At 67.2% G+C, this 26,801-nt stretch carries 29 protein-coding genes; 12 read left to right on the top strand and 17 right to left on the bottom strand.

Going from position 1 to position 26,801, the window contains the following annotated elements:
* Positions 1-167: 167 nt before the first annotated feature.
* The 4 genes from CYJ10_RS01490 to CYJ10_RS01475 form a co-directional block, all read right to left on the bottom strand.
* Positions 168-425: a BTH_I0359 family protein gene (locus CYJ10_RS01490; RefSeq protein ID WP_061956410.1), complete on the bottom strand. Its 258-nt coding sequence runs from the start codon at positions 423-425 to the stop codon at positions 168-170.
* 214 nt (positions 426-639) lie between these two features.
* Positions 640-1,470 (bottom strand): alpha/beta fold hydrolase, encoded by an 831-nt coding sequence (locus tag CYJ10_RS01485; protein ID WP_101679807.1) that lies wholly within the window; start codon positions 1,468-1,470, stop codon positions 640-642.
* Positions 1,471-1,516: 46 nt separating this feature from the next.
* Positions 1,517-2,527, bottom strand: coding sequence for a DUF3108 domain-containing protein (locus CYJ10_RS01480; RefSeq protein ID WP_257991964.1), 1,011 nt, complete (start codon positions 2,525-2,527; stop codon positions 1,517-1,519).
* Between the two features lie 13 nt (positions 2,528-2,540).
* On the bottom strand, positions 2,541-3,413 hold the full coding sequence (locus tag CYJ10_RS01475; RefSeq protein ID WP_101680370.1) for an IclR family transcriptional regulator: 873 nt from the start codon (positions 3,411-3,413) through the stop codon (positions 2,541-2,543).
* Between the two features lie 114 nt (positions 3,414-3,527).
* Here CYJ10_RS01475 and CYJ10_RS01470 point away from each other — a divergent pair, with 114 nt between their 5' ends.
* The 6 genes from CYJ10_RS01470 (at position 3,528) to rfaE2 (ending at position 9,241) form a co-directional block, all read left to right on the top strand.
* Positions 3,528-4,508 (top strand): fumarylacetoacetate hydrolase family protein, encoded by a 981-nt coding sequence (locus CYJ10_RS01470; RefSeq protein WP_101679806.1) that lies wholly within the window; start codon positions 3,528-3,530, stop codon positions 4,506-4,508.
* A gap of 138 nt (positions 4,509-4,646) precedes the next feature.
* Positions 4,647-5,471, top strand: coding sequence for an enoyl-CoA hydratase/isomerase family protein (locus CYJ10_RS01465; protein ID WP_101679805.1), 825 nt, complete (start codon positions 4,647-4,649; stop codon positions 5,469-5,471).
* A 53-nt stretch (positions 5,472-5,524) separates the two neighbouring features.
* A complete protein-coding gene (locus CYJ10_RS01460) occupies positions 5,525-6,433 on the top strand; it encodes a PhaM family polyhydroxyalkanoate granule multifunctional regulatory protein (protein ID WP_101679804.1) in 909 nt (302 codons plus the stop codon).
* 62 nt (positions 6,434-6,495) lie between these two features.
* Positions 6,496-7,674 carry a patatin-like phospholipase family protein gene (locus CYJ10_RS01455; protein ID WP_257993073.1) on the top strand — a complete coding sequence of 393 codons (1,179 nt, stop codon included), beginning with the start codon at positions 6,496-6,498 and terminating at the stop codon, positions 7,672-7,674.
* Positions 7,675-7,807: 133 nt separating this feature from the next.
* Complete coding sequence (locus CYJ10_RS01450) at positions 7,808-8,653, top strand: acyl-ACP desaturase (RefSeq protein WP_101679802.1); 846 nt, start codon at positions 7,808-7,810, stop codon at positions 8,651-8,653.
* A gap of 93 nt (positions 8,654-8,746) precedes the next feature.
* Positions 8,747-9,241 (top strand): D-glycero-beta-D-manno-heptose 1-phosphate adenylyltransferase, encoded by a 495-nt coding sequence (gene rfaE2 / locus CYJ10_RS01445; protein ID WP_101679801.1) that lies wholly within the window; start codon positions 8,747-8,749, stop codon positions 9,239-9,241.
* Positions 9,242-9,289: 48 nt separating this feature from the next.
* On the opposite strand, the gene CYJ10_RS01440 is transcribed toward rfaE2, so the two are convergent.
* From CYJ10_RS01440 to CYJ10_RS01430, 3 genes are all read right to left on the bottom strand, one after another.
* A complete protein-coding gene (locus CYJ10_RS01440) occupies positions 9,290-10,087 on the bottom strand; it encodes an SPOR domain-containing protein (RefSeq protein WP_101679800.1) in 798 nt (265 codons plus the stop codon).
* Between the two features lie 72 nt (positions 10,088-10,159).
* Positions 10,160-10,987, bottom strand: a complete 828-nt coding sequence (locus CYJ10_RS01435) for a type III pantothenate kinase (protein ID WP_101679799.1) — start codon at positions 10,985-10,987, stop codon at positions 10,160-10,162.
* Positions 10,984-11,859: a biotin--[acetyl-CoA-carboxylase] ligase gene (locus tag CYJ10_RS01430; protein WP_101679798.1), complete on the bottom strand. Its 876-nt coding sequence runs from the start codon at positions 11,857-11,859 to the stop codon at positions 10,984-10,986. The genes CYJ10_RS01435 and CYJ10_RS01430 overlap by 4 nt, the downstream gene beginning before the upstream one ends.
* A gap of 153 nt (positions 11,860-12,012) precedes the next feature.
* Between CYJ10_RS01430 and CYJ10_RS01425 the strand changes: the two genes are divergently transcribed.
* Genes CYJ10_RS01425 through CYJ10_RS01405 form a run of 5 tightly spaced genes read left to right on the top strand, consistent with a single transcriptional unit; the run spans position 12,013 to position 17,024 of the window.
* Complete coding sequence (locus tag CYJ10_RS01425) at positions 12,013-13,143, top strand: MlaE family ABC transporter permease (RefSeq protein ID WP_101679797.1); 1,131 nt, start codon at positions 12,013-12,015, stop codon at positions 13,141-13,143.
* Positions 13,140-14,000: an ABC transporter ATP-binding protein gene (locus CYJ10_RS01420; RefSeq protein ID WP_257991961.1), complete on the top strand. Its 861-nt coding sequence runs from the start codon at positions 13,140-13,142 to the stop codon at positions 13,998-14,000. The genes CYJ10_RS01425 and CYJ10_RS01420 overlap by 4 nt, the downstream gene beginning before the upstream one ends.
* The gene (locus CYJ10_RS01415; RefSeq protein WP_180862818.1) at positions 14,000-14,941 is read left to right on the top strand and encodes an MlaD family protein; all 942 of its coding nucleotides are present in this window, start codon (positions 14,000-14,002) and stop codon (positions 14,939-14,941) included. The genes CYJ10_RS01420 and CYJ10_RS01415 overlap by 1 nt, the downstream gene beginning before the upstream one ends.
* A 41-nt stretch (positions 14,942-14,982) precedes the next feature.
* The gene (locus tag CYJ10_RS01410; RefSeq protein ID WP_101679795.1) at positions 14,983-15,690 is read left to right on the top strand and encodes an ABC-type transport auxiliary lipoprotein family protein; all 708 of its coding nucleotides are present in this window, start codon (positions 14,983-14,985) and stop codon (positions 15,688-15,690) included.
* Positions 15,691-15,740: 50 nt separating this feature from the next.
* Positions 15,741-17,024, top strand: a complete 1,284-nt coding sequence (locus tag CYJ10_RS01405; protein ID WP_101679794.1) for a VanZ family protein — start codon at positions 15,741-15,743, stop codon at positions 17,022-17,024.
* Positions 17,025-17,058: 34 nt separating this feature from the next.
* On the opposite strand, the gene pcp is transcribed toward CYJ10_RS01405, so the two are convergent.
* The 9 genes from pcp to CYJ10_RS01360 all read right to left on the bottom strand — a co-directional run bounded on the left by pcp (position 17,059) and on the right by CYJ10_RS01360 (position 24,526).
* Positions 17,059-17,724 (bottom strand): pyroglutamyl-peptidase I, encoded by a 666-nt coding sequence (pcp, locus tag CYJ10_RS01400; RefSeq protein WP_101679793.1) that lies wholly within the window; start codon positions 17,722-17,724, stop codon positions 17,059-17,061.
* Between the two features lie 10 nt (positions 17,725-17,734).
* Complete coding sequence (locus CYJ10_RS01395; RefSeq protein WP_101679792.1) at positions 17,735-18,685, bottom strand: DUF979 domain-containing protein; 951 nt, start codon at positions 18,683-18,685, stop codon at positions 17,735-17,737.
* Positions 18,686-18,688: 3 nt separating this feature from the next.
* A complete protein-coding gene (locus CYJ10_RS01390; protein ID WP_101679791.1) occupies positions 18,689-19,429 on the bottom strand; it encodes a DUF969 domain-containing protein in 741 nt (246 codons plus the stop codon).
* Between the two features lie 53 nt (positions 19,430-19,482).
* Complete coding sequence (gene pxpA, locus CYJ10_RS01385) at positions 19,483-20,223, bottom strand: 5-oxoprolinase subunit PxpA (protein ID WP_101679790.1); 741 nt, start codon at positions 20,221-20,223, stop codon at positions 19,483-19,485.
* A gap of 36 nt (positions 20,224-20,259) precedes the next feature.
* Entirely contained in the window at positions 20,260-21,279 is a 1,020-nt protein-coding gene (locus CYJ10_RS01380; protein WP_101679789.1) for a 5-oxoprolinase subunit C family protein, read from the bottom strand.
* Positions 21,276-21,926: a 5-oxoprolinase subunit PxpB gene (gene pxpB, locus CYJ10_RS01375; protein ID WP_101679788.1), complete on the bottom strand. Its 651-nt coding sequence runs from the start codon at positions 21,924-21,926 to the stop codon at positions 21,276-21,278. Before pxpB ends, CYJ10_RS01380 begins: the two co-directional genes overlap by 4 nt.
* Positions 21,927-22,270: 344 nt before the next feature.
* A complete protein-coding gene (gene lipA / locus CYJ10_RS01370; RefSeq protein WP_101679787.1) occupies positions 22,271-23,260 on the bottom strand; it encodes a lipoyl synthase in 990 nt (329 codons plus the stop codon).
* Between the two features lie 66 nt (positions 23,261-23,326).
* Positions 23,327-24,046 (bottom strand): lipoyl(octanoyl) transferase LipB, encoded by a 720-nt coding sequence (lipB, locus tag CYJ10_RS01365; protein ID WP_101679786.1) that lies wholly within the window; start codon positions 24,044-24,046, stop codon positions 23,327-23,329.
* 111 nt (positions 24,047-24,157) lie between these two features.
* On the bottom strand, positions 24,158-24,526 hold the full coding sequence (locus tag CYJ10_RS01360) for a DUF2917 domain-containing protein (protein WP_101679785.1): 369 nt from the start codon (positions 24,524-24,526) through the stop codon (positions 24,158-24,160).
* Between the two features lie 194 nt (positions 24,527-24,720).
* Here CYJ10_RS01360 and CYJ10_RS01355 point away from each other — a divergent pair, with 194 nt between their 5' ends.
* Positions 24,721-25,677, top strand: coding sequence for a transcriptional regulator GcvA (locus tag CYJ10_RS01355; RefSeq protein ID WP_101679784.1), 957 nt, complete (start codon positions 24,721-24,723; stop codon positions 25,675-25,677).
* On the opposite strand, the gene CYJ10_RS01350 is transcribed toward CYJ10_RS01355, so the two are convergent.
* Positions 25,674-26,789, bottom strand: coding sequence for a tyrosine recombinase XerC (locus CYJ10_RS01350; RefSeq protein ID WP_101679783.1), 1,116 nt, complete (start codon positions 26,787-26,789; stop codon positions 25,674-25,676). The genes CYJ10_RS01355 and CYJ10_RS01350 overlap by 4 nt on opposite strands.
* Positions 26,790-26,801 lie beyond the last annotated feature (12 nt).

The raw sequence follows: 26,801 nt of genomic DNA, 5'->3' as shown, positions 1-26,801 counted from the left end.
AAGCCGTGGTCGATATCGTCCCCGACAAATGTTCCCTAACCACCTGACGCTTGAGCGCCTCGTCGTACTTCGTCATGAAAAACACCCCAAAGGTTGGATCTATGTCCAACTTTTGGGGTGCAGTTCAGGCAAGCGGGCGTTTTTCATTGGGGCCGTACCGGCGATGCTCAGTGCATCACCAGCGGGTTGTTCATGACGGTGTCGAACTTGCCCAGAAACTCGTCGACTTCCTCCACGGATGGCTCGCTCTCGATCAGACGCGTCACGTCGGCGCGGAAGGTCTCGGCCATATGACCACCGAGGAAAATTTCGCGTTTCAGGTTCTTGTCGACGATTTCGTAGCCGCCCGAGGCAAGGGTCGCATGCTCGACATCTGCTCCAAACTCGACAATGCAGTAATTGTCGCTGTTGTAGATCATTTGCATCGCACTACCTCCTGGCGTTTGGTTGGCGCCGTTCCCAGACTTCGGGGGATGACGCGATTTCCTCTCCAAGTTGAGGGTAGTCGTCCGTAATTCAAGTTGTACTACCTGGACGAACCTTTGCGTGCCTTTGCTGCCCTCTTATCTTTGGGCATCGGCGCCTGCCGCAAGTTTCTTGAGCGCCGAGCATTACTGTGTTGCGATCTTCCCAATGGCGTTACGGAATATCACACTGCCCGCCACATGCCGCATGCCCCAGGAACGCGTCGAAGATCGCATGGAAGCGTTCCGGTTGTTCGATAAACGACAGGTGCGCGGCGTCGGGTAACACCTCCAGCTTCGCACCGTGAATGTTTTCCGCAATGGATTGGGCCATCGATACCGGCGCGCCCTCGTCCTTATCCCCTGTCACGACCAGGGTCGGACAATGGATGCGGCCGATGGCGTCCGCCAGGTCGAATGCCACGATGGCCTGCGCCACCCCCACGTAGCCCTGCACCGGCGTAGCCAGCAACATGCGGCTGATCCGGTCGACCTCGTCGGGATGCTGTTCGCGAAATGGCTGGGTGAGCCAGCGGTCCATCGTCGACGGCACCATGCCCGCCATGCCGTGCGCCTCGGCCTGCCCGATCCGGTTGGCCCACATCGGGTGGGCTTCCATTGGCGTGTGGTGGATCGTATCCACCAGGGTCAGCGACAGCAGCCGGCCGGCATACCGCACGCCCAGCGTCTGGGCCACCATGCCGCCTACCGACACCCCGCACACGTGGGCCTGCCCGATGTCGAGGGCGTCCATCAGCGCCACGGCATCGTCGGCCAGCCGGGCCATCGTGTAGGCGCCCACCGGCGCATCGCTGCCACCATGGCCGCGCAGGTCGAAGCGCAAGACACGATAGCGGCCCGACAAACGACGCGCGGTGTCGTCCCACAACGTCAGATTCGCACCCAGCGCATGGATCAGGACCACCCACGGCCCTTCCCGGCCATCGATGCGAGCCTGCAGCTGGACGTCGCCAGCCCGTATTCGCTGCGCCAATGTGTCAGGCATGTTTCAGTCTCCCGCGTGGTCAACACGTGTCACCGCGGCCTCGGCATCACCGCCCTTCACTACTACGATAGACCAGATCGATCTGAGTGCCATCGGGCTCCGTCTGACGAAGTCGCACGGGCATCCAGTTCAGCGCCTGCGCAAGCCAGACTTCCACGCGCCGTTTGTCGTTGGGGTGACGCGGAAGGCGCACGAAGTGTCGCGCCCGCACCACGTCGGTGCCAACGTCGATATCCTCGTCGCCCACATACTGGATCTGCATCGGCTCCACGTCGCGGGTGTCTGACACGTTGAACGACTCGACCACGCCCGGCGTGGCATAGCGCTGCGGATCGCCGCGTACCCAGCCCACCAACTGCAGGAAGATGCTGAAGCGGTCCTGGAAAGCCGTGGGCATCGGCACCTGGCCGCCACGCGTTTCAAACACGACTGTGTTGGCGGCGCGGTCGAAGCGAGCCACTTCCACCTTGCTGCGGCGGGCTTCTTCATAGCGCGTGGGTGCCAGCCCGCGATCGGTCATGTCGCCGCTGCTCTGGAACGCAAAGCGGAACCACAGCACGCGCGTTTCGACGGCAAGCCGGTAGTGCCTGCCGTCCTGTTCCCATCGGATGATGCCGTCGGGGTTCTGCACGCCATTGACGAAGCTCGCGTAGCGCAGGGTGACCGAAGGCGGGGCCATATAGCGCGGCCCGGGGGGCGTGGGCGGTGCCGATGTCTCGGCCGGCGCCGGCGCGGCGCTGGCGGTGCCCGCGCCCGTGCCGCCGGCGCCGGTGATGGCCGTGGTGTCGCCACTTTCGGCAGTGGCCAGCGCGGGCGCGGACGGCTCCTCGGCGGGCTCGGGCGCTGGAACGGGGGCTTGCGTCCGGGGCGCCGGCTTTGGCGCGGCGTGCGGTGGGGCGGGCGGTGCCGGGGGCTTGGGCGGGGGCAGCAGCACCGCCTCGATCGCGGGCATCTCGCGCGGATCGGGCAATGCCGGGAGCGGCACGCGCACCAGACCAAACAGCAACAGCGCGTGCGCGATCGCCACCAGGGCGATCACCACCATCCATCGGCGCATGCGCCGGGGACGCTTACGAGGGGTCTCCGTCCCTTGCGGACGGCTGGCTGTCGCCAAGATAACCAAGTTCCGACGAAATCTGTCGCGCGATCTCGCGCACACGGCGGTCTACCGCGCCGTCCCATTCTGCATCGAATACGCTTTGCGCGCCCAGCACGATCAGTGCCATCGACAAATGCCCGTTGGCGTCGAACACCGGCGTCGAGATCGCGTTGATGCCCGGCAGCACGCCGCCACGCGTGCGCGCCGCGCCGCGCTTGCGCACGTCGGCGCAGATGGCGTCGTACTCGGCCAGCGACGCGGGCATGTCAGGCAGTGCGACATCACCGCGCGCGGCCAGTTCGCGCTCGATCAGCGGCAGCGTCTGGCGCCGCGACAGGTAGGCCCCGTAGAGCCGGCCGGTGGCGGAATTGAGCAGCGGCATCACATCGCCCAGCCGCAGGCTCACGCTGACCGGATGACTGGATTCTTCCCAATGGACGATGGTTGGCCCATGGTTGCCCCACACGGCAATGCCCGCGGTCTGGTCGATCTCGTCACGCAGTTGCGACAGGATGGGCCGGGCCTTGCGCACCGGGTCCAGCCGGTTCAGGCCCGCTAGGCCAAGCTGCAGCGCGAAGGGCCCCAGGTCGTAGCGCTGGCTCACAGCGTCCTGCGTGACGGCGCCCAGGCGCTGGAAACTGACCAGGTAGCGATGCGCCTTGGCCGGGCTCATGTCGGCGGCGGCAGCCAGGTCGCGCAGCATCATCGCGCGCGGCGACGCGGCCAGCGCCTGCAGCAGCCGGAATCCCACCTCGATCGACTGGATGCCGGCGCGTTTGGCGTCGTCGCGGGCGTCGTCCTGTGCCAGGTCGTCGCGGGAATCGTCATCGTCCACAGCGGTCATGCGCAACTCGGGAAACAGGAATGTGATGCCGGCCATTCTATACGCGGCCGGCCGGCACCCCGGGCCGCTCCGGTAGACTACCGGCCATTCATTCCTGCCAATGTTCGATTTCGCATGAAACTCGCCACCCTGAAGGACGGTACGCGCGACGGCCAGCTGGTCGTTGTCTCGCGTGATCTGAAGACCGCGCACTTTGCCACCGAAATCGCCGGCAAGCTGCAGACCGCGCTGGACGACTGGCACTTCTACGCGCCCCAGCTGCAGGATCTGTACGACGCGCTGAACGCCGGCCGGGCGCGCCATCCGTTCCCGTTCCAGCCGAAGGACTGCATGGCCCCGCTGCCGCGCGCCTACCAGTGGGCCGACGGCTCCGCCTACGTGAATCACGTGGAACTGGTACGCCGCGCACGTGGTGCCGAGATGCCGTCCGAATTCTGGACCGATCCGCTGATGTACCAGGGCGGGTCCGACGACTTCATCGGCCCGCAGGACGACATCGTCTGCCCGAACGAGGCGTTCGGCATCGACTTCGAGGCCGAGGTGGCCGTCATCACCGGCGACGTGCGCATGGGCGCCACGCCAGAGCAGGCCGCCGACGCCATCCGCCTGGTGATGCTGGCCAACGACGTGTCGCTGCGCAACCTGATTCCGGCCGAACTGGGCAAGGGCTTCGGCTTCTTCCAGAGCAAGCCGGCCACCGCGTTCTCGCCCGTGGCGGTCACGCCCGACGAGCTGGGCACCGCCTGGCAGGACCGCAAGGTGCATCGGCCCATGACCGTCCTCTGGAACAGCAAGAAGGTGGGCGAGCCCGACTGCGGCACCGACATGGTGTTCGACTTCGGCCAGCTGATCGCCCACATCTGCAAGACCCGCAACGTGCGCGCCGGCAGCATCGTCGGCTCGGGCACCATCTCGAACGTCGACCGCAGCAAGGGGTACTGCTGCATCGCCGAGAAGCGCACGATCGAGACCATCGAAAAGGGCAAGCCCGAGACCGAGTTCATGAAGTTCGGTGACGCCGTACGCATCGAGATGTTCGATGTCGACGGCAAGTCGATCTTCGGGGCCATCGACCAGGTGGTGGCGGCCCGATAACCGGCATCGGCGTGGTACGGGCCCGGCAAAACCCCGGCTTGCGGAACGCCGAGTCGTTCGGCCTATAATTCCCCGACCACCCGGTCGGGGAATTTTTTCGCGCCGACCGCTCCTTCGATCCACTGTGGAATCCGCACCATGACGACCGACGCCAATACGCTTTCCCCTCGCCTGGCCCGCTATCAGGCGCTTACGCTGCGCCGTCACGGCCCGGTGCTCGAAGTGATCATGGGCGCGGCGCAGTCGGCCAACCAGAAACTGGCCACGGCCGACGCCAACATGCACCGCGAACTGGCCGAGATCTGGCGCGACATCTCGGCCGATCCCGACATCCGGGTGGCCCTGATCCGGGGCGAAGGCAAGGGTTTTTCGGCCGGCGGCGACCTGGCGCTGGTCGAGGACATGGCCAACGACTTTGCAACCCGCACGCGGGTCTGGCACGAGGCCCGCGACCTGGTCTACAACGTCATCAACTGCGACAAGCCGATCGTCTCCGCCATGCACGGCCCGGCCGTGGGTGCGGGGCTGGTGGCCGGGCTGCTGGCCGATATCTCGATCGCGTCGAAGACGGCACGCATCGTCGACGGCCACACCCGGCTGGGCGTGGCGGCCGGCGATCATGCCGCCATCGTGTGGCCGCTGCTGTGCGGAATGGCCAAGGCCAAGTACTATCTGATGCTGTGCGAGTCGGTCAGCGGCGAGGAAGCCGAGCGGATCGGCCTGGTATCGCTGGCAGTGGAGGAAGACGAACTGGTGGCCAAGGCGTTCGAGGTGGCCAACCGGCTCGCGGCGGGATCACAGACCGCCATCCGCTGGACCAAGTACGCGCTCAACAACTGGCTGCGCATGGCCGGCCCCGCGTTCGATACCTCGCTGGCGCTCGAATTCATGGGCTTTGCCGGCCCCGACGTGCACGAAGGCATGGCGAGCCTGCGTCAGAAGCGGCCGCCCGAATTTCAGTAACTCGGCCGCCGCACTTCCGCGCGGATGGCCCACACGACAGGGAGTGCCGCACCATGTTTGGACAGATTCCCGATTTCGGCAACAGCTTCGAGTTCCTGCGCAAGCTCTGGGCCACGGGCAGCGGCATGCCCGGCGGGCTGATGCCTGGCCTGGGCGCGATGACGCCGCCCATGGATCTCGACGAGGTCGACAAGCGCATCCGCGACCTCAAGGCCGTGGAAAGCTGGCTGCAACTGAATGCCAACCTGCTGCGCACCACGATCCAGGGCCTGGAGGTACAGCGCGCCACGCTCGTCGCCCTGCAGACGTTCGGCAATGCACTGTCCCCCGAGGCCATGCAGAACGCGATGGAAAACGTCGCGCGCGCCGCCAACGCGCCCAGCGCACATCCGCCGCAGCATCACCAGCCGTTCGGCGCCGGTCAGACAACCGTGTCCGAGGCACAGGCCGACGCCGAGAACGACGACCCCGAGGACGATGATGCGCCGCCCGATGGCGCCGAAGCCGAAGCCGCAGCCCAGGCAGGCGGCGATGCGGATGCCTCGTCGGCCGAGCCCGGCCCGGCCCCGCTGCCGCCCAACGCGTCGCTGTGGTGGAACCTGCTGCAGCAGCAGTTCTCGCAGATCGCCAGCAGCGCGGCCGCCGCCAGTGCTGCCGCGGCCGGCGCCACGCCGTTCGGGGGCATGCCCGGATTCGGCGCCGCAGCAGCCCCGGGGGCCGAAGGCGCGGAGCCGGGCGTGAAGGGCGATGCGCCGGCGCAGCGCAAGCCGGCCGCCAACGGCAAGGCCAAACCCGCGGCGCCCAAGGCAGCCGCGAAGAAGCCGGCGGCCAGGAAAGCGCCAACGAAGGCGGCTGCGAAGAAAACCGCTGCAACGGGTACGGCGAAGGGCGCAACCAGCCACGCCCCCGCCAAGCGCGCCGCCAACACTGAGCCTGGCACGCCAGAGGACAGCACCGAGTGACCACGGCCACGCCCGCCACCGCGTTCGCGCGCGCCAGCCAGCGTCAGAGCACCGCGCTGGTGATGATGGGCGGCGGCGCCCGCGCCGCGTACCAGGCCGGCGTGCTGTCGGGGATTGCCAAGATCGCGGCGCGCCACGGGCTGGATCACTGCCCGCTGCCGTTCGGGATCATCGCCGGCACGTCGGCGGGGGCCATCAACGGCGCCGGGCTGGCCACCGGTGCAGCCGATTTCCGCACCGCCGCCGACACGCTGGCGGCGCTCTGGCACAGCCTGCATGCCGACGACGTCTACCGGACAGACGTGGTGCAGATGGGGGTGTCGGGCGCGCGCTGGCTGTCGTCGCTGGCCTTCGGCTGGATCACGCGCCGCGCGCCGCGTGCGCTGTTCGACAACGCGCCGCTGGGCAGCTTTCTGACGGAACTGTTCGAGCCCGGGCGGGTACAGGCCAGCCTCGACAGCGGTGCGCTGCACGCGTTCGCCGTGACGGCGCTGTCATACAGCACCGGGCGCCACATCACGTTCTACCAGTCGCACCGGCGCATCCATCCGTGGCAGCGCAGCCAGCGCCTGGCCGTGGAGGCCGCCATCGGCGTGGACCACCTGCTGGCGTCGTCGTCGATCCCGTTCCTGTTCCCGGCCATGCCACTGGAGATCGAGGGCCATCACGAATGGTTCGGCGACGGCACGATGCGCCAGATGTCGCCGCTGTCGCCGGCCATCCACCTGGGCGCCTCGCGCATCCTGGCCATCGGCGCGGCCTCGCGCCAGCGCGCCGGCTGGTTCGATACGGTGCCATCGGGCGGCTATCCGTCGCTGGCGCAGGTAGGCGGCCAGGCCCTGGCCAGCATCTTCCTGGATGGCCTGCAGGCCGACATCGAGCGGCTCATGCACATCAACCGGCTGCTGTCGCGCATGCCCGAGATGGCCAACGATGCCGAAGGCTGGCGCCCCGTGCAGGTCATGACGATTTCGCCCAGCGAGCCCATCGAGGCCATTGCCGCCGAGCACCTGCACCGGCTGCCGCGCACCGTGCGCGCGCTGCTGTCGCCGCTGGGTGGCACCGAGGCGCGCGGCGCCGCTTTCGCCAGCTACCTGCTGTTCGAGCCTGAGTTCACGCAGGCCCTGCTGGCCCTGGGCGAACACGACGCGGCCGCCCAGGCTGACGAGATCGCCGCCTTCCTGTACGGCGTGGTACCGGAAACCAAGTCCACGCCACAGGAAATGTCAGAAGTGTCGTAGTAGCGCCACTTTCGACCCTTGCCAGGCGCTCCGCCTGTTGCAATCCATCGCATCGGGACTAAAACGGAGTAGAGAAAACATTCGAGAATGATTCTTGTCTGGTAGAATCCGCCCGTAATTTCAAAGGCTTAGCATGCTCTACCCCGAACTGTTCAAATCGTTGGAAGCGGTCCGCTGGCACATGGACAAGGACATCCCCTGGGATACCTTCGACCCGAGCCTGCTTACTGACGACCAGGCGAAGACCATCCGCATGAATGCGATCACCGAGTGGTCGGCCCTGCCCGCCACGGAGATGTTCCTGCGCGACAACCGCCACGATTCCGACTTTTCGGCCTTCATGAGCATCTGGTTCTTTGAAGAGCAGAAGCATTCGCTGGTGCTGATGGAGTACCTGCGCCGCTTCCGCCCGGACATGGTGCCGACCGAGGAAGAACTGCACGCCGTGCGCTTCGAGTTCGATCCGGCCCCGCCGCTGGAAACGCTGATGTTGCACTTCTGCGGCGAGATCCGCCTGAACCATTGGTACCGCCGCGCCGCCGAATGGCACTCGGAACCGGTCATCAAGCATATCTACCGCACGCTGTCGCAGGACGAAGCCCGCCATGGCGGCGCCTACCTGCGCTACATGAAGAAGTACCTGGCCCAGTTTGGCGATTCGGCGCGCGCCGCGTTTGCCAAGATCGGCGTGCTGATGGCATCGGCCCGCCGCACGGAAAAGCCGCTGCACCCGACCAACCTGCACGTGAACAAGGCGCTGTTCCCGAACGACACCGTGCAGTCGCGCCTGCCGGATCCCGACTGGCTCGAGCACTGGCTCGACGAGCAGATCCGCTTCGACGAGGTCTGGGAAAAGAAGGTGATCGAGCGCATCCTGCACAACATGTCGCTGCTGTTCGAGCGCACGTTCGAGTCGGTGCAGGACCTGAACCGCTACCGCAAGGAACTGAACGCAAACCTGCAGGCCGCCCAGGCCTGAGGGTTTTCCGGTTCCAGCCGCTGCAACGAGACCCCATCGGCTACGATGGGGTTTTTCATTTGGGGCGCCGCCGCCCTCTCCCCGACCCGATCCATGACCGCACCCGCCTTTGAATCCAAGCTGGTACCCGCCGATGACATCGCCGCGCTGCACGCCGCTTTGGCCGCGCTGCCGCGCCCGCTGGTCTTTACCAATGGCGTGTTCGACATCCTCCATCGCGGCCACGCCACGTACCTGGCGCAGGCGCGCGAACTGGGCGCCAGCATGGTGGTGGGCGTGAACAGCGATGCGTCGGTGAAGATGCTGGGCAAGGGCGACGATCGCCCGCTCAATCACGAGGCAGACCGCATGGCCCTGCTGGCCGCGCTGGGTTCGGTAGACCTGGTGGCGATGTTCCGCGAGCAGACCCCGGTGGAGCTGATCCGCCTGGTGCGTCCGGACATCTACGTGAAGGGCGGCGACTACGACATCGACACGCTGGAAGAAACCCGCCTGGTGCGCAGCTGGGGGGGCCAGGCCTACGCCATTCCGTTCCTGCACGACCGCTCCACCACCAAGCTGCTGACGAAGGTGCGAGCGCACGGCTGACATCTTGCTCCCCTCACCTGCCGTGTGGGAGCGGGGAGAAAACCTCTCCTACCCGGCCCGTGCGGCGGTGCCCTCGCCGCGCGCCTGCGTCATCCCCTTGCAGGACTGCAGCAACTCCGCGCCGTAGCGCAGGCGGACTTCATCCATGCGGGTCCGCACGGCGTCGTCGGCGTGCGCCACGCGCAGCCACTGGCGCGATACGGCACGCGGCGCATCGCTGACCAGCGCCGTGCGCACACCCAGCCCCCGCAGCGATTCCAGGAATTTGTCGGCCCGTTCGCGCTCGCGGAACAGGCCCAGCGACACCGTGTACGACTCGGGGTCATCGGCGCTGACCACCGATACATCGGTCACCTTGCGGCGGCGTAGTTCGGCCAGCTTGCGGTCGGCGTTCTCGCGCGTGGGCTGGGCTGGCAGATGCACCCACCAGCGCACCTGCTCGCTGCGTTCAAACTGCTCCACCGCCAGAGGTGTGCCGGCGGCGATGGCAGCCAGGTCTTCCTTCGCGCGCTGCACGGTCTGCGACGTGAACCCGCCCATCTCCATGCAGGCATTGGCCGGCGCAGCGGCCAGCGTCACGCTGCCGGGTGTCACCTGGCCGGCGGGCGCTACGCCGGCGGGCATCTCGCTGCGCGGTGCCGGCACCGGCGTCGATGCCTCGGCCGGCGGCGGCAGCACCTCCATGCGTTCGCGGCGCACCTGCTGATCCACGCGCTGCGGCTCGCGCGGGCTCTCCAGCGTGCCGCCAAGCGGATGCGGCCCGAAAACACCCAGCACGGCCGCCAGCATCAGCAGATTGGCGATCAGCAGGATCAGCAGCAGGACGGTCAGGCCTCTCCGGAACATTTGGCGCGAATCAGTCGAGTGAATGGGAACGGCAAAGGATGGCCAGCGATGATGACCGATGATTCAAAAAACTCAGGTGGGCAGCGCCATCGCATGCAACCCAAGCAGCACAAGATTATCGTGCATCTCGAACGGCATCGCGAGCGCGCCGGCCACCGCATGACGCGCGCCGCCCGACAGCAGGCAGCGCGCCGGACCGCGTTCGGCCAGCGCATGCCATGTGCGCTCGATGGCACCGGCCTGTGCGGCCAGGCAGCCCGCGGCAATCGCGTCGTGAGTGTTGTCTGCGCCCAACGCCTGCACCGCCCGCATGGCACCGGCGCCGGTATCGAGCACGTCCAGTTCGGGCAACTGCGCAGTGTTGCGCGCCAGCGTGCCCAGCATCAGTTGCAGGCCCGGCAGGATCAACCCGCCCTCGAACCGGGCCCCGTCAGGTGCCGGCGACACGATGTCGAGCGTCGTGGCGGTGCCCGCCGTGACGATCAGCAACGTCTGGCCCGGCAGCCAGCGATGCGCGCCGATACTGCCCACCCAGCGGTCCACGCCAAGCTGCGTCGGCTCGCGATAGCCGTTCACGAGTCCGCCACGCGCGGCCGTGGTGCGTACCCATGTCAGCGCGGCGGTGCTGCCGAAGGCCTCCACCAGCAATGCGTCGACCTGGCCCGCCAGCGTGGGCCCGGCCACGTTGGCGATCCATACCACCGGTGCGCGGCCGCCGGCCAGCCGCTGCCACGTGCCCAGCAGCGCGGCGCGCTCGGCGGGGGCCGCGTGCGTGGCCGCGCCGCTGTGCTGCCACGGCGTGGGCAAGGCGCCAGCCACGGGCGGTTGCGCGGGCGCACCATCGTCGCACCAGGCCCATTTGAGCCGCGTGTTGCCGATATCGATCAGCAGCGTGCTCATGCGGTGGCTCCGCGCAGCGATACCTCGCCGCTCGCAATCCGTTGCAGTCCGTCGGCGGTTTCCAGCAGCAGATGGCCTTCGCTGTCGACGCCGCGCGCCAGCCCTTCGGCCAGCACCTGTCCGTCATGCAGCAGGCGCACCGGTTCGTTGCGGAAAGCATCGCGCGCCGACCACGCTGGGGCCAGCGGCGCGAACCCCTCGGCCAGGAACGTGGCACGCATGGCCGCCAGCCGGTGCAGCACGGCAGCCAGGATGCGCGTGGGGTCGCGCTGCGGATCGAACGACGGCATGGCTTCGGCCACGCCTGCCAGTTCGCGGCCCAGCGCTGCTTCCATGCCGGCGTCGCGCATCAGGTTCAGCCCGATGCCGATCACCGCCCACAGCCGCTGCGGCCCGGCCGGCACCGATTCGATCAGGATGCCGGCCAGCTTGCGACCATCGATCTGCAGGTCGTTGGGCCATTTCAGGCCCACGCGCGCGCCGCAGGCGGCGTCGCAGTCTTCCAGCGCCTGGGCCACGGCCAGCCCCACGGCCAGGCTCAGGCCGCTGAGCCGTGCCGGCGCCAGCGCCAGCGGCATTGCCACCGAGAACATCAGCCCGGCACCCTGCCATGGCCGCCCCTGCCGGCCCCGGCCCGCAGTCTGGCGGTAGGCCACACGCACGCGGGCGGCGTCATCGGCCCACGGCGCGGTGCGGCTGGCCTGGGTCAGGTTGGCATTGGTCGAGCCCGTTTCCTCCACGACCTCGACCTGCCATGATCGGGCGGGGCCGCCATCGAGCGCCTGGCGCAGGGTATCGATGTCGATCCGCCACGCCGGCAGGGCGGCGTCGGCATCATGGTGGGAGGCAGCGGAATCGGGAAAGTCTGGCATGGGGACGGCAGGAATCTGGAATCAATCCGGCGACGCGAAGCATGGCGCGGGGTCTGGCGAGATTGTAGCCGTGGCCGTGTCAGCGGATGTCCGATCGCGTGACCCCGGTTGGTAGCATAGAATCGAGACTCAGCCATCACATCATCACCGCTTTTGGATCGCCAGCCGACGCCCGCCATCGATATCTCACGCCAGGACGGAGCCTGCAGCATACAACTGCAAGGGGACTGGACTGCTCTTGCGCTTGCCGGCTGCCACGAGGCTCGCGGCCTGCGCGCCCAGCTGCACGAACTGACCGAGGCGCCCCAGCACGCCGAATGGTCGCTGGCCGGCGTGACGCGGCTCGACCATATCGGCGCGCAGTTGATCTGGCAGGCCTGGAACAGCCGCATGCCAGAGCGCGTGGAACTGAACGACGGCCAGCGCCGCGTATTCGAGCGTATCGAAGACCTGCGCACCGACGGCTGGCGCAAGACGATGGTCGACCGTTTCAATCCGGTGACCCTGCTGGGCGCCAGGCTGCTGTCGTTCTTCGCCCAACTGGCCAACGGCGTCACCATGCTGGGCCAGCTCGCATTCGACCTGCTGCGCTTCGCGCGCGCGCCGCATCGCGGCCCGTGGCGCGAGATCTCGGCCAACGTCTACAACGTGGGCTATAAGGCACTGGGGATCACGGCGCTGGTCGGATTCCTGATCGGCATCGTGCTGTCCTACCTGTCGGCCAACCAGTTGCGCACGTTCGGCGCCAGCACCTTTATTGTCAACATCCTGGGCATGGCGGTGATTCGGGAACTGGGGCCCGTGCTGGCCGCCATCCTGATTGCCGGCCGTTCCGGCTCTGCCATTACCGCCCAGATCGGCGTGATGCGCGTGACCGAGGAACTCGACGCGATGAGCGTGATGGGCATCTCGCACGGCTTCCGGCTGATCATGCCGCGCGTGATCGCGCTGGCCATCTCGATGCCGCTGCTGGTGGCGTGGACCGACGTGATGGCGCTGGCCGGCGGCATGGTGGCCGCGCGCTACCAGCTCGACATCAGCTACGCGTTCTTCCTGCGCCAGCTGCCCGATGCGGTGCCGGTGGCCAACCTGTGGCTGGGCCTGGGCAAGGGCGTGGCATTCGGCATGCTGATCGCGCTGACCGCCTGCCACTTCGGGCTGCGCATCAAGCCCAACACGCAGAGCCTGGGCCAGGGCACCACGGCATCGGTGGTGACGTCGATCACCGTGGTGATCCTGGCGGACGCGGTCTTCGCCATCCTGTTCAAGAACGTGGGGCTATGAATACCATCGCCATGCCGCAAGTCGGCCCCGACACCCCGCGCGAGAAGATCATCGAGGTGCACAACCTCGTCAAGCGCTACGGCGACAATGTCGTGCACGAAGGCCTGAACCTCGACGTCTATCGTGGCGAGGTACTGTCGATCGTGGGCGGCTCGGGCACGGGCAAGACCGTGCTGCTGCGCCAGATCGTGGGCCTGGAGCGGCCGACGTCGGGCACGATCAAGGTCTTCGGCGAGAACCCCGCCAGCCTGAACGCCGCGCAGTTGCAGACGCTGCGCAGCCGCTGGGGGCTGCAGTTCCAGCGCGGCGCGCTGTTTTCGGCGCTGTCGGTCATCGACAATATCGCGCTGCCGCTTCGCGAGATGCGCGCGCTGCCCGACAACCTGATCTGCCAGGCGTCGCTGCTGAAGCTGCAGCTCGTGGGCCTGTCGGCCAAGGACGCCGACAAGATGCCGTCGGACCTGTCGGGCGGCATGATCAAGCGCGTGGCACTGGCGCGTGCGCTGGCGCTGGAACCCGAGCTCGTTTTTCTGGACGAACCCACGGCGGGCCTGGATCCGATGGCGTCCGACGACTACGTGGCCCTGATCCGCGAATTGCGCCGCGAACTGGGCCTGACGGTGGTCATGATCACGCACGACCTGGACACGCTCGTGGCCCTGTCTGACCGCGTGGCCGTGCTGGCGGACCACAAGGTACTGGCCGCCGCACCCATTGCCGAGGTGATCAAGGTCGATCATCCGTTCATCCGCGAATATTTTCTGGGCGACCGCGCCCAGCGCGCGCTGCAGGCGCTGCCCGCCCCCAAGGGCCCTGGCAGCCCGGCCGCGCCAACTGGAAACACTGGAGACACCTGATGGAAAACAAGTCAAACGCCTTCCTGGCAGGCGTGTTCACCATCGGACTGGCGATCCTGGTGCTGTTCTCGCTGTTCTGGTTTAGCAGTGACCACGCCGTGCGCGTGCCGTACGACCTGATCACGCGGTCGACGGTCAACGGACTGGGGCCGCAGGCCGACGTGAAGTATCGCGGGCTCGATGTCGGCAAGGTGGTGTCGATCAAGTTCGATTCGCAGGTGCCGGGCCAGATCATCGTGCGCATCAGCGTCAACCAGGACACGCCGATTACGCGCACCACCTATGCCACGCTGGGCTTCCAGGGGGTGACCGGCATTGCCTACGTGCAGCTGGACGACACCGCGCGCGAGGACGGCACCAGCACCAGTTCGCCGCCGCTGCATACGTCGGCACGCGAACCCGCGCGCATCGTGATGCGGCCCGGTTTCTTCGAGGAACTGGAAAAGCGCGGCGACTCGCTGCTGACCCAGACCGAAACGCTGATGTCGTCGCTCAACGAGATGTTCCAGACCACCAATCGCGACGAGCTGATGGCCGCCATCAAGTCGGTGCACAAGACCGCCGACGACTACTCGAAGCTGGCCGCGTCGCTGCAGCCTGCGGCCGCCCGCCTGCCGCAGGCCGTGGATAACCTGAACGCCACGCTGGCCTCCACGCGCCGGCTGGCCGATGACCTTGCCAACCCGCACGGCACGGTGATGAGCACCGTGAACCGCGTGGGCGAGAACATGCAGGGTGCCGCCGATTCGGTGCAGCAGGCGGCCGGCATCTTCACCCAGGAAACGCTGCCGCAACTCAACGGGCTGGCACGCGATGCCCGCCAGGCCACGCGCAGCATCGACCGCGCAGCCGGCCAGTTCAACGACCAGCCGAGCAGCGTGCTGTTCGGTGGCTCGTCCGCGGCGCCGGGGCCCGGTGAGCCGGGCTTCCACGCGCCCTGAGCCGCCACGCCATGCGTCAGATCCACCGTCGGGAATCCATCATGAGAACCGCTTCCGCCCTTGCCTCGCTGGCCATGCTGATGGCGCTGTCGGCCCTGTCCGGCTGCAGCGTGCTGTCGCCCGTCAAGCCCAGCACGACCTACGACCTGGGCCCCCTTGCCGCCGCGCCATCCCAGCCGCCCGCCCGCCTGCCCAAGCTGCGCGTGGCCGAGACCGATGGACCCACGTGGATGGATGGCCGGGGCATCTATTACCGGCTGCAGTACACCCAGGCCCAGCGGCTGCAGGCATACGCCACGCAGCGCTGGGTGGATGCCCCGACGCGGCTCTTCGACGACCGTCTGCGCGACGCCGTGTCCGGGCGCGGCGAACTGACGTGGTACGGCGACACCAGCGTGCCCGCGATCAAGGTGGACCTGCTGGGCTTCGAGCAGGTCTTCGACTCGCCCACCAGCAGCCGCGGCGTGGTGCGCGCGCGGGCCACGGTGTTCCACAAGTCACTGATCGGACAGAAGACCTTCGTCGCCGAGCTGCCGGCGCCCAGCGCCGACGGCGCCGGCGGCGTGAAGGCGCTGTCCGCCAGCAGCGACGCGGTCATCGCCGCCATCCTCGACTGGACGGCCACGCTGCCGCTGGAAGCCGCCGCCGCAGCCAGCCCGGCACAGTTGCCGCGCGTGAACCCGCCCGGGCGCAACGCGGTGCCGCTGCCGCCCGATGAAACGCCCAAGTCCACGCCCCCGCGCCAATGAGGCGCGGAGCGCCTATCGTGCGAATCAGGCCGTAAGGATTCACGCAGTCAATGGCACCGGATACGCCCCTGCCGCCTTCGCCCCCCACGCCCCCACAGGCCCCGCCGCAGCCGGAACTTGAGGGCTGGTTGCCACGCCATTCGCCGCTGGCGCGTGTGGGGCTGATCTGCTTCACGCTGCTGGTGGTCTACGCCAGCCTGTATCCGTTTTCGGGCTGGATGAGCAACGGCATCTCGCCGTTCGCGTTCCTGACCGCCCCCAAGCCACGCTACATCACCGAATTCGACCTCCTCACCAATGTGCTGGGCTACTGTCCGTTCGGCGCGCTGGTGGTGCTGTCGCTGCATCCGCGCGTATCGGGCGCACGCGCCACGCTGATTGCGCTGGTGGCCGGCGCGATGCTGTCGTCGGTCATGGAAGCCCTGCAGACGTGGCTGCCCACACGGATCTCGTCGAACATCGACCTGATCACCAACGCGCTGGGCGCGCTGCTGGGGGCCGCCGTGGTGGCGCCGTTCACGAGCGCGCTGATCGACCGGGGCAACCTGACCCGCCTGCGCATGGCGTGGTTCGAGCCACATGCCAGCTTTGCGATCGTGCTGATCGTGCTGTGGCCGTTCGCGCAGGTGTTTCCGCAGGAGCACCTGTTCGGCATGGGCGGCATCGTGCGCGAATGGCTGACCGACCCGGATTCGTGGCCGATGGTGTGGGTGCAGGCTTACTTCCCGGCGCTGATCGCCTGGCAGGACAGCATCAACCTGCGGCCCGACGACCTGCAGAACCAGCTGCTGCTGGAAACCATCGTGACGGCATCGAGCTGGATCGGCACCGGCCTGTTTGCGTCGGTGGCCATGCGGCGTACCGCGCCGATGCTGCGCATCCTGGCCGGCCTGCTGGCCGCTGCGCTGATCATCAAGGCCGGCGTCGCGGAGTTGCAGTTCCCCGACGACAACGCGTTCAACTGGCTGTCCGAAGGCGGACGCTTCGCCCTGCTGACCAGCTCGCTGGTGCTGGTATTGCTGCTGCGCCTGCCACGCTGGCTGCGCACCGTGCTGGCGGTCGTATCGCTGATCGGCCTGGTGGTGCTCACCAATATCCTGCCGCCGAACCCGTACGCGTGGATCTCGGAGCAAGGCTGGCGCATGGGTCGCTTCGTCCACTTCAACAGCCTCGCGCAATGGCTCGGCTGGCTATGGCCGTTCCTGGCCTTCTTCTATGTGGTCTGGCGCTTTGAGCAGATTTCGCTGCGGCGGCGCCTGCAGAAGCGCGCCCAGCGGCGCGCCACGGCACGGGCCGTGGCGGCAGCGACGGAAGGCCGGCAGGAATCGAAGTAGTCGCCCCGGGGGCTGGTGGCCCGCTGGCGACGCGTCAGTGCAGTTGGCCGCCCTGCTCGCGGATATCGGTATCGGTCGACAGCGACGTGGTAACTGCCACGCGCAGGCCTGCGATCAGCGTGTCGAGCGCCAGGCTGGGCGCGCCCGGATGCCGGGCGGCCTGCTCGGGCAGGTAGGGAATGTGGATGAAGCCGCCACGCGTGGCCTGCGTCGGCGTTGCCTGGCGTTGCGCCAGCGCATGCATCAGCCCATAGAACACATGGTTGCAGACGAAAGTGCCAGCCGTTTGCGACACCATCGCCGGCACGCCGGCTGCGCGCATGTCGCGCACGATGGCCTTGATCGGCAGTGTCGAAAAATAGGCGGCCGGGCCATCCGGCACGATGGTGTTGTCGATGGGCTGGGCTCCGGCGTTGTCGGCAATGCGGGCATCGTCCACATTGATCGCCACGCGCTCGATCGACATCTCGGTGCGGCCGCCGGCCTGGCCGACGGCAATCACCACATCCGGTTTTAAAGTTTCTACGAGCGACGCCATCGCCTCGATGGCGTCGCCGAACACGCACGGCAACTGGCGCGCGACGATCACCGCGTCGCCCACGCGCGCGCCATCGAGCGCCCGCACCGCCTCCCACGAGGGATTGATCGGCTCTTGTTCAAACGGCTCGAAGCCGGTCAGCAGGACGGTACGGACGGACATGGCAGTTTCCTTACATCAGGAAATACAGCAGGAAGATGTTGGCGATCAGGATGCCGAACGCGGTAGGCAACTGCGCGCGGATCACGGCGTTCTTGTCTTCCAGTTCCAGCAGCGCGGCCGGCACGATGTTGAAGTTGGCCGCCATCGGCGTCATCAGCGTGCCGCAGTAGCCCGAGAACATGCCGATGGCCGCCATCACGGCCGGGTTCCCGTGGAACACGCCCACCAGGATCGGCACGCCCACACCACCCGTCATCACCGGGAACGCGGCGAAGCCGTTACCCATAATGACCGTGAACAGCGCCATGCCCACGCAGTAGACCGTCACCGCCACGAACTTGAAGTCCATGTTGATGTACGACGTGGTCAGGTGCGCCACGGCCTTGCCCACGCCGGCATCGGCGAACACCAGGCCCAGCATCGCCAGCATCTGCGGCAGCACCAGCGCCCAGCCCAGCGCCTCGATCAGGCGGCGCGATTCGCGCATGCTCTGCGCCGGTGTGTCGCGCGTCAGCCAGCAGACCACGAACAGCGAGACCAGGCAGCCGACACCCAGCGACACGAACGTGACGTTCTTCGGATCCAGCAGCGGCAGCCCGGCAATCTTGACGTCCTTGAACAGCACCGTGCCCAGCACCGTGATCAGCGGAATCAGCAGCGCCGGAATGAACAGCTTGTTGCCCAGGCGCTTGGCGCTGGCGCGGCGCTTCTCTTCAGGCAGCGTGCCGTGCTTGCCATGGCCCACGCCGCCAAACCCGGCGATCAGCGCCATCACCACGGCACCCACGCCCACCACGGCCGGCGGAATCTTGTCGCCGATCAGGAAGATCACCGCGTACAGCAGCCAGAACAGGCCCGTGGACAGCCGACGCGGATGCGTCTTGTCCGTGAACGTCATCAGCGCGGTGATCAGCAGGACAAAGCCGGCCAGCCAGTAGAGATATTCGATCGAGATAATCATCGCTTACTCCCCCTTGCCCGCAGCGGCGACGGTGGCGGACGTGCCGGCCGGTTGCTTGCCGCCAAGTTCGCGGGCCAGCCAGCCATCAAGGCGCTTCAGACGCACGGCGTGAATCAGGAAGGCGCAGATCGCGGTCGGGATACCCCAGACGGCAATGTGCAGCGGCTCGACGTCGATGTTCGACGACAGCAGGAACGTGTGCATCAGCGCGATAGCACCGAACGCCACGAAGATGTCCTCGCCAAAGAACAGGCCCACGTTATCGGTGGCCGCACAGAAAGCCAGCACGCGCTGGCGCACTGGTTCGGGCAGGTGACCGAAGCGGGTTTCCGCCGCGCCCTCGGCCATCGGGGCCAGCAGCGGACGCACCATCTGCGGATGGCCGCCCAGGCTGGTCAGCCCCACGGCGGCGGTCAACTCGCGCACGGCCAGGTAGACGATCAGCAGGCGGCCGACCGTTGCCGATGCGATACGCGAAATCCACGCCTGCGCATGTTCGCGCAGCCCGTGGCGTTCCAGCAAGCCGATGACGGCCAGCGGCAGCAGGATGATCAACGGCAGGTTGCGCGCCTTGACGAAGGCCGTGCCGATGGCAGCGAAGATCTGCACGACCGGCATCGACGCAGCCAATCCCGTGACAACGGCGGCTGCCGCCACCACCATCATGGGATTGAACCGCAGGACGAAGCCGAGGATGATGACACCGACCCCGAGCAGGGGCCAAAGATTGACAGCCGATTCCATGGGAAACACCTGATGACGAGTGAAGCAAAGCCTGCGCCTGCCGGGGGGACCCGTCAGTCGCCGGCCCGGATGGCGATGCCTTCAGCGCCGAGCCGTTCCCGGATGCGGCGCGCAAAGGCAAGCGCGTGAGCGCCGTCACCGTGCAGACACACGGTTTCGGCGCGAATCGGTACCCAGGTGCCGTCGATCGCGCGCACCTGCTTGTCGCGAATCATCGAGAGCGTCTGGTTGAGGGCAACGTCTTCGTCGTCATGCAACGCGCCAGGCGTGCCGCGCTTGACCAGCGTGCCGTCGGGGTTGTAGCCGCGATCGGCGAACACTTCTTCCTTCACGCGCAGGCCCACATCGCGCGCCATGGTGATCATCTGGCTGTTGGCCAGGCCGAAGAAGACGAGGTCGGAGTCGTAGTCGCGCACGGCGCGGATGATGGCGTCGCACAGCTTTGCGTCGCGCACGGCCATGTTGTACAGCGCGCCGTGCGGCTTCACGTGGGCCAGTTGGCCGCCCTGGGCGCGCACCATCGCATCGAGCGCGCCAATCTGGTACAGCACGTCGGCGTAGACCGCCTCGGGGTCGCGCTGCATTTCGGTACGGCCGAAGTTCTCGCGGTCCGGAAAGCTCGGGTGCGCGCCGATGGCCACGTTGTTGTCCAGCGCCCACTTCACGGTCTGCAGCATCGTCGCCGCATCGCCCGCGTGCCAGCCGCACGCCACGTTGGCGGAACTGATCAGCTGGATCAGGGCTTCGTCATTGCCGCAGCCTTCGCCAAGGTCGGCATTCAGGTCGATTTGCATGGGGCGTTCTCCGGATGTGTGGGGACGATTTAAGAGTTATGCGACGAATCGTGTAGTCGTGCGGCGGCGCGCGGCAATCTGCAAGCCTTCGCCCTGCCAGCGCAGCGCCTGGTCGATCTGGCGCAGGTAGCGATCCACCTCGGCCTGCGCGGCCGTGGCCTCCTCGACCGAGACCTGCTGGAAGCGCACCGTGGCACCCAGCGGCACCTGGGCCAGGCGCCACAGGTCGGCGCCAATCACGGTGCCAATCTTCGGATAGCCGCCAGTGGTCTGCGCATCGCTCATCAGCGCGATCGGCTGGCCGTTCGGCGGCACCTGCATCACGCCCGGCACCACGCCGTGCGACAGCAGATCGCCAGAACGGTCGGCGCGGCGTGCCAGCGCGGGGCCCTGCAAACGCAGCCCCATGCGGTTGCTCTGCGGCGTGATCGACCAGTCTGACGACCACAGCGCCATCTGGGATTCGGGCTCGAAATCGGGATATTCGGGGCCGGCCAGCATGCGGATCACCAGCGCATTGCCTTCGCGCCTGAGCGGCAGCGCCCAGCCCGGCGCGGCCACGCCCACCCAGTCCTGCTCGGCATCAAGACCGGCGTGGCCCACGGGCAGCCGGTCGCCTTCCTTCAGCACACGGCCCTCGAAACCGCCGAAGCTGGACTTGAGATCGGTGCTGCGGGAATGCATCACCAGCGGCACGTCGATGCCACCGGCCACGCAGAGGTAGGTGCGCGAGCCACCGCGCGGCGCGGGCAGCGTCAGCGTTTCGCCACGTCGCACGTCGAACGCATGCCACGACCAGACCGGCACGCCATCCAGGTTCGCGCTGCACTCGGCCCCGGTCAGCGCCACGCGCATGTCCGCGTCGAAGCGCAGCGCCGCGCGGCCCAGTGTGAACTCGATGGCCGCCGCGTTCGGTTCGTTGCCCAGCAGGCGATTGCCCACTTTCAGCGCCAGCCCGTCGGCGGCACCCGAGCGGCCCACGCCAAAGCGGCGGAATCCGGTACGGCCCAGGTCTTGCACCGACGCCTGCGCGCCGGGTCGAAGGATCTCGATCACAGCAGCACCTCCTCAGCAACGAAACGCACGGTGTCGCCGGGCGCGAACAGCGACGGCGGATCGCGATCCGCCACGAACAGCTGCGCGTCGGTGTGGCCAATCAGTTGCCAGCCACCGGGCAGCACGGCCGGATAGATGCCGGTCTGCTCACCGCCAATGCCCACGGCACCGGCCGGCACCGCCAGGCGCGGCTCGCGGCGGCGCGGCGTGGCCAGTTCGGGCGCCAGGCCGCCCATATAGGCAAAGCCAGGCTGGAAGCCCAGGAAATAGACCACGTATTCGCCGGCGGCATGGCGGCGCACCACTTCCTGCGGCGTCAGGCCGGTATGAGCGGCCACATCGGCAATATCGGGACCGAACTCGCCGCCGTAGCGCACCGGAATCTCCACGAGCTTGCCCGTGGTGTTGCGCGTCTCGCCCGACGCCCACGCGAGCTTCAGGTTGCGCTCCAGCGCCACCACGTCGGCCGTGTCGTCGAAGGTCAGCGTGAGATTGTTCATGCCCGGCACCACGTCCACCACGCCACGCCAGTCGGTCGCACGCTCGGCCATGGCCCAGATGCGACGCTGTACATCCAGCGAAGCAGGCGGCGCGACGCTATAGAGCAGCGCCTGTTCGGCCAGACGGTGAACGGTGCATTGAGGCATGAGCGGGCTCGCTGGTTTGGGGGCGTGGCGTCGATCCATGCAGTGTAGGCGCCACAGGGACCGCGACATGGCTCGCCAATGAACCCGATGTGACTCAATCGAATTTCATCAACGATTTATCGATAAATTCATCATATCGAAACATGGCAACGCCCGGCACTCGGGGTAGACCCTAGGTAGTTATGCACCGTTTGGCGGATGTTGGCGCCACAAGAGGGATAAAGTTAAGAAAAAATCACTCTAAGGGAAAGGCGTTTGAAAGGTACCTGCAGACATCCAGACGAAAAAAAAACCGGCCAGGATGCCCTGGCCGGTTTTGGGGTAGCGCGAAGGTGCCGCAGCGATCAAGCAAACCCAGCCTGATGCGCCTGCTGGTCCGCGTGGTACGAGCTGCGGACCATGGCGCCGACGGCGGCGTGGGTGAAGCCCATCTTGTAGGCCTCTTCCTCGAACATCTTGAACGTGTCCGGATGCACGTAGCGCATCACCGGCAGGTGGTGGTTCGACGGGGCCAGGTACTGGCCGATGGTCAGCATATCGATGTCGTGCGCGCGCATGTCGCGCATGACTTCTAGGATTTCCTCGTCGGTCTCGCCCAGGCCCACCATCAGGCCGGACTTGGTCGGCACGTTCGGGTTGCGGCGCTTGAATTCCTGCAGCAGCTTCAGCGAGTGCGCGTAGTCGGCGCCCGGGCGGGCCTGCTTGTACAGGCGCGGCACCGTTTCCATGTTGTGGTTCATCACGTCAGGCGGCGATACCTGCAGGATGTCCAGCGCCTTGTCCAAACGCCCGCGGAAGTCAGGCACCAGCACCTCGATGCGCGTGGCCGGCGACAGCTCGCGCGTCTGCGAGATGCAGTCCACGTAATGCTGCGCGCCGCCGTCGCGCAGGTCGTCGCGGTCCACGCTGGTAATCACCACGTAGTTCAGCTTGAGCTGGGCGATGGTGCGTGCCAGGTTGCCGGGCTCGTTGACGTCGAGCGGGTCCGGGCGGCCGTGGCCCACATCGCAGAAGGGGCAGCGGCGCGTGCACTTGTCGCCCATGATCATGAACGTGGCCGTGCCCTTGCCAAAGCATTCGCCGATGTTCGGGCAGCTGGCTTCCTCGCACACGGTGACCAGGTTGTTCGCGCGCAGGATGTCCTTGATCTCGTAGAAGCGCGAGTTGCCGGTGGCGGCCTTGACGCGGATCCAGTCCGGCTTCTTGAGCTTTTCGGCCTGCACGATCTTGATGGGGATGCGCGCGGTCTTCTCGGCCGACTTCTGCTTCTTGGTGGCGTCGTATTCAGGCGTTTGCGGGGCTTCGCTGGACGTGGCGATCAGAGCGTCGCTCATACTGTTCTCCGCACGCGCAGCCGCGTGCATGTTTGGCGTTGATTCGGGGCCGGGCGTGCCACGGGTTCAGGCAGCCTCGGCAGCGGCATTCCCGTGGGCCTGGGTGCACGCCTCGCGCGCGGTCAGGACCTCGCACAGGGCCGCCGCCAGGCGTTGTGCGATTGCGGGTTGTTGTGCCGCGGTAACGGGCGACGGGCCGGCATCGTGCGCCGCCGCGAAGGTGGCGCCCGCAGTGGCCATGTCGACTGTTTCCAGTCCGGCATAGCCGCAGGGGTTGATGCGCAGGAACGGGTTCAGGTCCATCTGCACGTTCAGGCTGACACCGTGGTAGCTGCAGCCGTTGCGGATCTTGAGGCCGAGCGCGGCAATCTTGGCGCCCTGGTGCGGACCATCGGACAGATAGATGCCGGGCGCCCCGGGCTTGCGTTCGGCTGCGAGATTATACGCCGCGAGCGTGTCCAGTACCGCCTGCTCGATGTCGGTCACAAGCTCGCGCACCATGAGGTGCCGGCGGCGCAAATCGAGCAGCAGATAGGCCACGACCTGGCCCGGACCGTGGTAAGTGATCTGGCCGCCACGATCGATCTTCACGACCGGAATCACGTCGTCGGGGGCCAGCAGGTGTGCGGGGTCTCCGGCCTGCCCGAGCGTGTAGACCGGCGGGTGCTCGACCAGCCAGATCTGGTCGGGCGTCTCGGGCGTGCGGGCGGCGGTGAATGCCCGCATTGCGTCGAAACAGGGCTCGTACGGCTGGCGGCCCTGATCGATGACTTGGATCGGATGCATGCCCGAGAGTGTAACGAAAAGGGCCGGTCTGCGCTGAGGCAGCCCGGCCCAGTTTCAGGTCATTTTTCGTCGGGCGGCGGCCATACCAGCCTCAGCCGCCGCGCCTCGGGATCATGAGGCGTGGATCTTGTCCTGCCCCGGCGTCCATTCCGTACCTCGAACCAACCGGCGCGCGGCGCGGAACACCAGGTGCGGCAGGTCGGCGACGGTCAGCGCCGGACGCCGTGCCTCGGCGATCAGCGCCAGCCGCACCGGGCCCGTGGCGCGCGGGTCGACGCTGAGCACGATCTCGTCGCCGCGACGCAACAGCAGGCTTCCGCCGCAGCGCAGCCAGTAATCCTCGGAATCATTCTCGCGGGTCACCCATACATCGACGCCTTTGGCATCTTCCACAAACAGGCGCTGGGCGGCATGCACCGACAGCGGGGCGACTTCGCCGGGGCTCAGCGTAAAGACGGTCGTTGTGAGTAGGGCTTTCATGATGGCTTCTCCGTGAGTCCGGGGCCCACCGTGTTGTCGGAATGGCCGGAACTGGCTTGGTCGTTGGACCAGAACAGTTCAGGGCTTTGTTTGGCGGGGTCCGGTGAAGTGAATTCTAGTGATGACCCCGGCGCTGGCAAAACGATATATATTCTTGTGTCTTGTTAGTTCATCTCACATAGACGAGGTCCATCATGGTCTGGAGCGGTGCCTGGAACCCGGACGATCCCCGTAGCTGGAAACGCGAATTCCCGCGCCTGCCGGCGCTGGCCGCATTGCGCACGTTCGAGGCCGCGGCCCGTCACGAGAGCTTCTCGCGCGCCGCGGCGGAGTTGTTCGTCACCCACGGCGCGGTCAGTCACCAGATTCGGGCTTTGGAGGAAGAACTAGGCCAGCCGCTGTTCGAGCGGCGCGGCAAGCGCGTGATGCTGACCGCGAACGGCCGGCTTTACGCCGAACGCGTGCGCGACGCGCTGCTGCAGATTGCCGACGCCACGCGAGCACTGCAGGCCGGCAACCGCGAGAAGCGGCTGACCATCAGCACCATGCCGTCGTTTGCCGCCCGCTGGCTCACGCCGCGCATCGGCAGCTTCATCGAGCAGCATCCGGAATTCGATGTCGAGCTGCTGTCGTCGAACTCGCTCGTGGACTTTGCCAATGAGGAAGTGGACGTGGCGCTGCGCATGGGCGGCGGCCAGTACCCGGGCCTCTATGTCGAGCGCCTGCTGGACGATGTGTTCTTCCCCGTCTGCAGCCCCAATTTCAATGGCGGGCGCCTGCCCGAGCAGCCCGCGCATATGGCCGGCATGCCGCTGCTGCGCGGCGAAGGCGATCCGTGGAAGCCGTGGTTCGAGGCGGCCGGACTGGCCTGGCCCGAGCCGACCAAGGGCCTGATGATGCAGGATTCGTCGCTGCTGCTGCAGGCAGCGGCCGAAGGCCAGGGCATTGCGCTGATCCGGTCGTCGCTGGCCTATAACGACCTGTTGTCGGGCCGCGTGGTGCGCCTGTTCGACGTGAGCATTCCGTGCCCGTGGCTGCTGCATTTCGTCTGCACCCACGCCAGCCTGGCCACGCCGAAGGTGCAGGCGTTCCGGAATTGGTTGCTGCCCGAGATGGAGCGCTTCCGGAATATTCTCTCGCAGTGGACCTAGCGGTCTGTGGGGTCTTCGCTGTCGGTGCCGCCGGCGTGGTCGGTGCCATCGGCCCTCGCAGGCGCTGATCCGGGTACGCTTTTTTTCGCGCGACCGGCTCGCGGATGGGCCTGGTCGTAGACCTTGGCCAGGTGCTGGAAATCGAGCGACGTATAGACCTGCGTGGTGGTGATGCTCACGTGGCCCAGCATCTCCTGCACCGCGCGCAGGTCGCCCGACGACTGCAGCACATGCGTGGCGAACGAATGCCGCAGCATATGGGGATGCACGTTGGCCGGCACGCCAGCGGCCAGCGCCTGCTGCTTGATGCGCGTCTGCACCGTACTGCCCGACAGCCGCTTGCCACGCGTGCCCAGGAACAGCGCGTGCTGGTCCTCCGGCAAGGCCCCGGGGCGCAGCAGCGTCTCGCGAACCTCCAGCCAGGTCTTCAGCGCCGCCAGCGCCTTGCTGCCCACGGGCACCGTCCGGCGGCGCGATCCCTTGCCGATCACCGTCACCTCGGCACCCTTCAGATCTAGCCAGCCGGCCGACCGGTAGTCGCCGTCCTCGGTATAGCGCACATCGAGCTGGATCAGTTCCGACAGCCGCAGCCCGCTGGAATAGAACAGCTCGAATACGGCCTGGTCGCGGATGGCTTCGGTCGTGTCGCCGCGCCGGTGCGCCACCAGCGCCACCGCGTGCTCCACCGACAGCGCCTTGGGCAGCGGCTGCCCGCGCTTGGGCGCCCGCACCCCATCCACCGGATTGGCGGTCACGCCATGGCCGTGCCGCGCCGCCCACAGGTAGAAGCCGCGCCAGCCGGACAGCGTGCGCGCGATGGTGCGCGCCGACAGCCCGCTGCCATGCAGGCGGGCGGCGAAAGATCGGATATGGCGGGTTTCCAGCGACAGCAGCGGCACGCCTGCGGCAAAGCGCATGGCCGATTCCTGCAGCACGGACAGATCGTGCGCGTAGCTGGTCAGCGTATGATCGGCCAGCTTGCGATTGGTGGCCAGCCAGTCCAGGTAGTGCAGCACCAGCGGATCGGGGGCCGGCCTGGGCACCTCGGCGGTGTCCGGGGTGCCCGGTGTGGCCGTCGTGGCCTCATCCTTGCCCGGCTGGCGCTTGCGCATGGCGGCAGGACG

The organism is Cupriavidus pauculus, assembly GCF_002858765.1.
GTDB lineage: Bacteria > Pseudomonadota > Gammaproteobacteria > Burkholderiales > Burkholderiaceae > Cupriavidus > Cupriavidus pauculus_B.
Note: the sequence above shows the minus strand (reverse complement) of the source record. Positions and strands in the feature narration are given on the sequence as shown.

What these genes read in the sequence shown, in the direction of transcription:
- CYJ10_RS01490 (WP_061956410.1), bottom strand. Translation starts at nt 425, where the DNA reads ATGCAAATGATCTACAACAGCGACAATTACTGCATTGTCGAGTTTGGA.
- CYJ10_RS01485 (WP_101679807.1), bottom strand. Translation starts at nt 1,470, where the DNA reads ATGCCTGACACATTGGCGCAGCGAATACGGGCTGGCGACGTCCAGCTG.
- CYJ10_RS01480 (WP_257991964.1), bottom strand. Translation starts at nt 2,527, where the DNA reads ATGCGCCGATGGATGGTGGTGATCGCCCTGGTGGCGATCGCGCACGCG.
- CYJ10_RS01475 (WP_101680370.1), bottom strand. Translation starts at nt 3,413, where the DNA reads ATGACCGCTGTGGACGATGACGATTCCCGCGACGACCTGGCACAGGAC.
- CYJ10_RS01470 (WP_101679806.1), top strand. Translation starts at nt 3,528, where the DNA reads ATGAAACTCGCCACCCTGAAGGACGGTACGCGCGACGGCCAGCTGGTC.
- CYJ10_RS01465 (WP_101679805.1), top strand. Translation starts at nt 4,647, where the DNA reads ATGACGACCGACGCCAATACGCTTTCCCCTCGCCTGGCCCGCTATCAG.
- CYJ10_RS01460 (WP_101679804.1), top strand. Translation starts at nt 5,525, where the DNA reads ATGTTTGGACAGATTCCCGATTTCGGCAACAGCTTCGAGTTCCTGCGC.
- CYJ10_RS01455 (WP_257993073.1), top strand. Translation starts at nt 6,496, where the DNA reads ATGATGGGCGGCGGCGCCCGCGCCGCGTACCAGGCCGGCGTGCTGTCG.
- CYJ10_RS01450 (WP_101679802.1), top strand. Translation starts at nt 7,808, where the DNA reads ATGCTCTACCCCGAACTGTTCAAATCGTTGGAAGCGGTCCGCTGGCAC.
- rfaE2 (WP_101679801.1), top strand. Translation starts at nt 8,747, where the DNA reads ATGACCGCACCCGCCTTTGAATCCAAGCTGGTACCCGCCGATGACATC.
- CYJ10_RS01440 (WP_101679800.1), bottom strand. Translation starts at nt 10,087, where the DNA reads ATGTTCCGGAGAGGCCTGACCGTCCTGCTGCTGATCCTGCTGATCGCC.
- CYJ10_RS01435 (WP_101679799.1), bottom strand. Translation starts at nt 10,987, where the DNA reads ATGAGCACGCTGCTGATCGATATCGGCAACACGCGGCTCAAATGGGCC.
- CYJ10_RS01430 (WP_101679798.1), bottom strand. Translation starts at nt 11,859, where the DNA reads ATGCCAGACTTTCCCGATTCCGCTGCCTCCCACCATGATGCCGACGCC.
- CYJ10_RS01420 (WP_257991961.1), top strand. Translation starts at nt 13,140, where the DNA reads ATGAATACCATCGCCATGCCGCAAGTCGGCCCCGACACCCCGCGCGAG.
- CYJ10_RS01415 (WP_180862818.1), top strand. Translation starts at nt 14,000, where the DNA reads ATGGAAAACAAGTCAAACGCCTTCCTGGCAGGCGTGTTCACCATCGGA.
- CYJ10_RS01410 (WP_101679795.1), top strand. Translation starts at nt 14,983, where the DNA reads ATGAGAACCGCTTCCGCCCTTGCCTCGCTGGCCATGCTGATGGCGCTG.
- CYJ10_RS01405 (WP_101679794.1), top strand. Translation starts at nt 15,741, where the DNA reads ATGGCACCGGATACGCCCCTGCCGCCTTCGCCCCCCACGCCCCCACAG.
- pcp (WP_101679793.1), bottom strand. Translation starts at nt 17,724, where the DNA reads ATGTCCGTCCGTACCGTCCTGCTGACCGGCTTCGAGCCGTTTGAACAA.
- CYJ10_RS01395 (WP_101679792.1), bottom strand. Translation starts at nt 18,685, where the DNA reads ATGATTATCTCGATCGAATATCTCTACTGGCTGGCCGGCTTTGTCCTG.
- CYJ10_RS01390 (WP_101679791.1), bottom strand. Translation starts at nt 19,429, where the DNA reads ATGGAATCGGCTGTCAATCTTTGGCCCCTGCTCGGGGTCGGTGTCATC.
- pxpA (WP_101679790.1), bottom strand. Translation starts at nt 20,223, where the DNA reads ATGCAAATCGACCTGAATGCCGACCTTGGCGAAGGCTGCGGCAATGAC.
- pxpB (WP_101679788.1), bottom strand. Translation starts at nt 21,926, where the DNA reads ATGCCTCAATGCACCGTTCACCGTCTGGCCGAACAGGCGCTGCTCTAT.
- lipA (WP_101679787.1), bottom strand. Translation starts at nt 23,260, where the DNA reads ATGAGCGACGCTCTGATCGCCACGTCCAGCGAAGCCCCGCAAACGCCT.
- lipB (WP_101679786.1), bottom strand. Translation starts at nt 24,046, where the DNA reads ATGCATCCGATCCAAGTCATCGATCAGGGCCGCCAGCCGTACGAGCCC.
- CYJ10_RS01360 (WP_101679785.1), bottom strand. Translation starts at nt 24,526, where the DNA reads ATGAAAGCCCTACTCACAACGACCGTCTTTACGCTGAGCCCCGGCGAA.
- CYJ10_RS01355 (WP_101679784.1), top strand. Translation starts at nt 24,721, where the DNA reads ATGGTCTGGAGCGGTGCCTGGAACCCGGACGATCCCCGTAGCTGGAAA.
- CYJ10_RS01350 (WP_101679783.1), bottom strand. Translation starts at nt 26,789, where the DNA reads ATGCGCAAGCGCCAGCCGGGCAAGGATGAGGCCACGACGGCCACACCG.